The following is a 6,715-nucleotide window of genomic DNA, read 5'->3' on the forward strand; positions in this document are numbered from 1 at the left end:
CCGCCGCCATCTGGCACAACAACAAAACCGGCGCACCCGTCACCCGATCCCTGATCGCCTACGACCACTGACCGGCTTCGGAACTACTCGTCTAGGGTGGCGGCATGGGAGGCTCCACGCCCCGCTGGCGCTGCCCGGGGCGCGCTTCGTCCCGTAGCCGGGCGTGGCCAGCGAGCTCGCCGGACCGGCCCGGATGTTCCTGGACCGGGCACGGGTGGCCGTCAGCTCCGGGCACGTCTTCGGCACCGGCGGGACGTACGACTCAACTTCGCCGCCTCACCCGAGATCCTCACCGAGGCGGTCACCCGGATGGGGCGGGCGGCCGACGCGTACCCCCGATCACGAACGGAGTAGCACCATGCCCACGTTCATCACCATCGGCTACGGCGACCAGGACGGATACGACCGCACCGACCCGGGCGTACGGGACCAGGCGCACGCGCACGACGATCAACTCCTCGCCGCAGGCGCGCGGATGGGCATCGCCGGGACCCCGGTCCAGGTCCGCAACCACGACGCGGCCGGGACCGAGACCCGGGAGGGGCCCTTCCTGCGGTCCGCCCTGCCGGTGGCCGGCTTCGCGGTGATCGAGGCGGACAGCATCGAGGCGGCGGTGGCGATGGCCGCCCGGACGCCGTGCGCGGTGGCCCAGGGCGTGGTCGAGGTCTGGCCGCTGCACGACGGGCCCGCGGGCGGGTAGGGCGCCGGAGCGGCGGCCGGACCGGCGAACCGGTCCGGCCGTCGCGTTCCGGTCGGCTTCGAGGTTACCGGTCCAGCGGCTCGATCCAGATGTCGCGGTACTGGACCGGGTTGCCGTGGTCCTGGAGCCGGATCGCGCCCGTCGCCGGGCCCTCGGGCCGGCTGCCGCCGGTCGGGCCGAGGATCTCGACGTCGTCGTGCACGGTGACGCCGTTCCACACCACCGTGACGCGCGGGTTCGCCACCTTCCGGCCGGCCGCGTCGTAGCGGGCCTGCCGGTAGGTGATGTCGTACGTCTGCCACGTCTCGGGCGGCAGCGCCGCGTTCACGTCGGGGGCCTTCTGGGTGTAGATGGCCGCAGCGTCGTTGGTCTTCGGCGGGTCGATGCCGAATGAGTCCAGCACCTGGATCTCGTATCGGTCCTGCAGGTACACGCCGCTGTTGGCGCGCGCCTGGCCGGTCACGTCCGGCGGGTACAACGGCAGGTTGAACTCCACGTGCAGGCGGAAGTCGCCGAATGCGTCCACCGTGCGCAGGTCGCCGTTGCGCACGGTCATCGCGCCGTTGGCGACCGTCCACTCCGGTTCGCGCCCGTCGGTGTGCTGCCACTCGGTGAGCTCACCACCGTCGAAGAGCGTGATGCGCTCGCCGTGCGGCCGGACGGCGAGCACGTCGAGGTTCACGTGCCCCGAGTCCGCCGCCTCCTTGCGGTACTCGACGATGTTGCGCCCCTTGACCAGCGGCACGGTGGTGCTGACGGTGCCCCACTCCTCCCAGGTGACGGTGGAGGGGAAGACCGTCTGTTCGACCCGTTGGCCGTTGACGTACAGGCTCAGCTGCTTCTGGCCGGAGTAGGGGTTCGGCCCGTTGCTGTAGCGCATCGCCAGGTCGTACGTCCCGGCCTGCTGGACCTCGACGGAGATGCTGGTCGACGAGCCGTCCTGGGCGAACCCGGCGGCGAAGCCGGCGCCGGAGTAGGCGGCGTGGTCGGTGGCCATCCCCACGGCGACCGTACGCCCCTCCTCGGCCTCGAAGAAGGTCTGCGGCTGCACCACCCGTCCCGGGATCTCGTTGAGCGTGTACCAGGCCTCAGTGTTCCACAGCTGCTCGCCGGCAGCCGACGAGAAGGGACGCGGGGAGCGCACGTGCACCACCCGGTTCTCCTTCAGGCCCGGGATCTTGAGCTTGACGGTGCGGCGGTCGGCCGACAGCTCGGCCTTGGCCACCTTGAGCGTCTCCAGGTCGAGCTTGGGCCCGCCGTACTGGCTGGTCGCGCCGTAGCGCCACTGCGTCACCTGGTACGCGTCGGCGAGCTTGCCGGCGGTCTCGGCCGACAGCGGCTCGGTGTACTCCAGTTCGAACCCGACGTGCGAGGCGCGCATCTGCTTGACCTCGAAGACCGAGGTGCCGTTGGGGGTGAGCTTCTGCAGGCCGTGGGTGAGCTTGCCCTCCTGGCCCCAGTTCCCGCCGGCGCCCAGGCCACCCACGTAGAGCGCGCCGTCAGGGCCGAGCGCCACCTCGTTGATGCCGGACTCCAGGCCCTGGGTGTGGCGGAACACCGCGCCCTGGTACTGCCCCTCGATCTCCTCGAGGAAGACCCGCTGGAGGCCGCCGTAGGTCACGTCGCCGACCACCAGCTGCCCGGCGTACGGGCCTTGCTTGAGCAGCACCGGGGTGGACGGCGAGTTGCCGATCTCGTTCTGTGGCAACCAGACGATGGGACGGGTCACCGGCTTGTCGTCGAACCGGCCCGCGGGCGTCGTGTAGTGGTTGTAGAAGGCGCCCGGTCTGATCTGGACCAGCTTGTTCGCGGGCAGCCAGCCGCCCTGGTTGTCCGTGACGAGGACCTCGCCCCGCGGTCCCCACCCGATCCCGTTGGGGGTGCGCAGCCCGCCCGCGACGTAGGTGATCTCACCGGTCCTGGCGTTCACCTTGATCGAGGTGCCGCGATCCCGCGCGGGTTGCGGCACCGTGGTGGCGCCACCGTAGTTGATCGCCACGGAGAGGTTCAGGTGGAAGTACCCGTCCCGGTAGAGCAGGCCGAAGGCGAACTCGTGGAAGTTGCGGCCCCACGGCCAGGTCGCCACCGTGCGGCGGTCGTCGGCGACGCCGTCGCCGTCGGTGTCGCGCAGGGCCGTCAGCTCGTGCTTCTGGCTGACGTAGACGGTGCCGTCGACCACCGCGACACCCTGCGGTTCCCGCAGCCCGTCGGCGAACTTGCGATAGGTCACCTGATCGGGGGCGGTCGGGCCGGTGACGCCCTCGACCACGTAGATCTCGCCGGTGGTGTTGTCGGTGCCGCCCCAGGTCGAGAGCACCAGGTCGCCGTCGGGTCGGAACGCCATGCCGGTGACCTGTGGTTGGAAGCCCGCCGGACGCAGATCGGTGAGGGTGTACCCGGGGTGCACCCGGTCCAGTGGCAGGCCGTCGCCGGCCGAGTCGGTGGCGCCCTCGCAGTACTTCCACCCCGGGGCGGTGACCCGCACGACGCCGGCGTCGGTGCTCAGCGCACTGGTCGGCACGAGCGTGAAGGTGTCGGCGCCGGGGGGCCGCCACTCCAGCCGCAGCACCTGGCCGCCGCCGTTCTCGAAGAACTCGACGAACAGCGGGTGCAGGCCGGCGCCGAGGGTGACCGAGCCCTCCTTGGCGGTCTCGCCGTGCAGCCCGTCGTGGTCGACCACGCGCTGGTCGTCGATGGTGAGGCGGGAGCCGTCGTCACTGGTGAGCCGGAAGGAGTAGGCGCCGTCGGTGGGCACCGTGAGATTGGCGGTGACGTGGCTGACGAACCGGTCGGAGAGGCCGAACTCGTCCTCCCGGGTCCAGTTGATCTGGGCCATGAGCTTGTCGACGTTCGGGGTCTGGGCGGGCTTGAGCGTGCACAGCGCCGACAGCGGGACGCCCATGTCGTACGAGCGCAGGGTCACGCCGGGCTCCTGCGGCGGGACGTCCGCGGCGGCGGGTGCGGCGGCGGCCGGGGTGCCGAGCGCCGCGACGAGCAGGGTCGCCAGCGCGGCCCCCGCGGCCGCGAGAGCGGATCGGCGGCGGCGTGGCCATCCGTTAGGGGCGATCATGGTTCCTCCTGTGGGGATGGGTCCCGGTGGGGAAGGAGCCGTGCCAACTTTCTTCCATCGACCGGTCGATACCGTCTCATGACACAAAAGATTGATCGCAGACACTATCACTTCGCTTCGATTCAGCGAAGCTTTTGCATCGATGAGCGGAAAGTCCCCCCACACCCTCACCCAGCGCCGCCGTCCACTGCAGCCCCATCGCCCCGCGCCGTGCGCGCCCTCGACCGTCCAACCTGTATGCCACAGGGATCGACACCCGTAGCAGCCGACCTTGAAGGCTTCAGAACATATGCCGGATGACCAGGGTGGATCCTCACCGTAGCGTCGAGCCCACTCACCTGACCCGGGCCCCGACCAGCACAGGTCGCGACCCGGCGATCGCTGCTGACCAGCAAGCGGACCGCCTCGGCGGTGGTGGATGACCCCCTGTCCACCCACGAAGGAGCACCGGTGTCCCTACGCCCTCGTCCACCCCGTGGCCGGCGCAACATGGCGTTGCTGCTGTCCACCACCCTCGTCGTCTCGTTGACGTCCCTCGCCGCCAAACCGGGTTGGGCCGCGCCGGAGGAGTCCGGCTCGGCGGAGCGCAACCCGATCTTCCTGACCGGACCGAACCAGGGCACGCCGGACAAGATCGCCATCGACTACCTGCGCGGCAACCCCGTCCGGTACGGCGTACAGGCCGGTGACCTGCGGGACCTCGCGGTCGCGTCCAGCTACACCAGCAAGCACAACGGGGTCACCCACATCAACCTGGCGCAGCGCCACGAGGGCCTGGAGATCTTCGGCGCCACCGCCACGGTCAGCGTGGCACGCGACGGCAGCGTCGTCTTCGCCGGCGACTCGCTGGTGACCGGGCTGCCCGAGGCCGCCCCGCGCGCCGCCTCGCTGGACGCGGTGGAGGCGGTGGAGGCGGCGGCCGACGGCCTCGACCTGGCCGCCCCGAAGAACCCACGGGTGATGAGTCGCAGCACCGACGCGGCTCAGCGCACCGTGGTCTCCGGCAGCGGCATCTCCGACCAGCCCATCCCGGCCAAGCTCGGCTGGCAGGCCACCGAGGACGGCGGGCTGCGCCTGGCCTGGCAGGTCGTGATCGACGACGCCACCGACACCCACCTGTGGAACGCCACGGTCGACGCTGCCACGGGTGACCTGCTCGACCAGCAGGACTGGACGCACCACGAGAACACCGACGAGATCGCGGCCAACCTGGGCCGCGGCAGCGCCACCAGCGGATCGACGACGGCCACCGGCACCGCGCCGGCCGGCTCGCCCGATCCGGTCCAGGACGGGTCGAGCTACCGGGTGTTCGCCCTGCCGAAGGAGAGCCCGAACGACGGCCCGCGCACCGTGGTCAGCAACCCGGCCGACCGGACCGCGTCCCCGCAGGGCTGGCACGACACCGACGGGGCCCCGGGTGCCGAGCACACCACCACCCAGGGCAACAACGTCCACGCGTACCAGGACCAGGACAACAACAACGCGCCGGACGTGGACAGCAGCCCGAACGGCGGGGCGAGCCTGACCTTCGACCACCCGCTGGACCTGGCCGAGCACCCCCAGAACTACCGGGACGCGGCCACCGACAACCTGTTCTACTGGAACAACATCATCCACGACGTCACCTACCGGTACGGCTTCGACGAGGCGTCGGGGAACTTCCAGGCCAACAACTACGGCCGCGGCGGAGCCGGCGGGGACTACGTCCGCGCCGAGGCGGCCGACGGCGGTGGCACCAACAACGCCAACTTCTCCACCCCGGCGATGGACGGCGTCGGCACCCCGCGGATGCAGATGTACCTGTGGCCGGGCACCCAGTTCGGCAGCCCGAACCAGGTCGTCGTGGACGGCGTCGGCTCGTTCGACGCGTCCTGGTCGCGGTTCTCCACCGCGCCCACCGTCGCCGGCCTGCCCGGGCACCGGCTGGTCTACGCCGGCACCGGCTGCACCGCCGCGGCGTACCCGACGCCGCCGGCCACGAACTGGGTCGCGGTCGTCGACGGCGGCACCACGGCGTGCAGTTACCTGCAGCGGGTGCAGACCGCCCAGGCCCTCGGCGGCAAGGCGGTCGTGATCGCGCACAACGCGACCGGCGCCGCGCCGGTGCTGACCGGGGCCATGACGAGCGCGCCGGTCACCATCCCGGCGGTCGCGGTCACCCAGGCCGACGGGGCCACCATCAAGGCGGCCATCGCGGCCGGCGACGTCACCGGCGACGTCCGCAAGCACCCGAACCACCCGGCCATGCGCGACGGCGACTTCGACGCGGGTGTGATCATCCACGAGTACACCCACGGCATCTCCAACCGGCTCACCGGCGGCCCGACGGTCAACTGCCTCACCGGCAACGAGCAGATGGGTGAGGGCTGGAGCGACTTCCTGGCCCTGAGCATGACGCTCGACCCGAAGCTGGACACCGCGGACGGCCGGCGGGGCATGGGCCCGTACGTGCTGTTCCAGGAGGACCGCAGTGGTGGCGGCATCCGGCCGCGGCCGTACTCGCGGAACATGGAGATCCAGCCGTTCACCTACGACAGCATCAAGACCGGCGGCTGGCTCAACGGCACCTCGCTGGCGGCCCCGCACGGCATCGGCCACGGCTGGACGTCGGTGCTGTGGGACATGACCTGGAACCTGATCGACCGGCACGGGTTCAACCCCGACGTGTACGGCTCCTGGAACACCGGCGGTAACAACCTGGCCATCCAGCTGGTGATGGACGGGCTGAAGATGCAGGGCTGCGGCCCTGGCTTCGTCACCGCCCGCAACGCCATCATCGCCGCCGACGCGGCGCTGACCGGCGGCGAGAACGCCTGCATCATCTGGGGCTCCTTCGCCCGCCGGGGTGTCGGCTACAGCGCGGTGCAGGGCACCACCAGCCGCGACGACAACAGCGAGGCGTTCGACACCCACCCGTCCTGCCGGGGCGACTTCGTCGGCCGGGC

General features: G+C 71.0%; 3 protein-coding genes and 1 pseudogene. 3 read left to right on the forward strand and 1 reads right to left on the reverse strand.

Features of this window, described 5'->3' with window-relative positions:
* Positions 1-157 precede the first annotated feature (157 nt).
* Positions 158-354, forward strand: a pseudogene (locus AB0H57_RS32210) (cystathionine beta-lyase); the annotation flags it as partial.
* A 4-nt stretch (positions 355-358) separates the two neighbouring features.
* On the forward strand, positions 359-700 hold the full coding sequence (locus tag AB0H57_RS32215) for a YciI family protein (protein ID WP_357512445.1): 342 nt from the start codon (positions 359-361) through the stop codon (positions 698-700).
* 64 nt (positions 701-764) lie between these two features.
* Here the strand turns inward: AB0H57_RS32215 and AB0H57_RS32220 are convergent, their stop codons facing one another.
* Entirely contained in the window at positions 765-3,770 is a 3,006-nt protein-coding gene (locus AB0H57_RS32220; protein ID WP_357512447.1) for a family 16 glycoside hydrolase, read from the reverse strand.
* Positions 3,771-4,220: 450 nt separating this feature from the next.
* On the opposite strand from AB0H57_RS32220, the gene AB0H57_RS32225 reads away from it, so the two are divergent.
* A partial coding sequence (locus AB0H57_RS32225) for a M36 family metallopeptidase (RefSeq protein ID WP_357512449.1) occupies positions 4,221-6,715 on the forward strand: 2,495 nt, incomplete at its 3' end.

Origin of the sequence: Micromonospora sp. NPDC050686 (assembly GCF_040654475.1) — a bacterium.
Lineage (GTDB): Bacteria > Actinomycetota > Actinomycetes > Mycobacteriales > Micromonosporaceae > Micromonospora.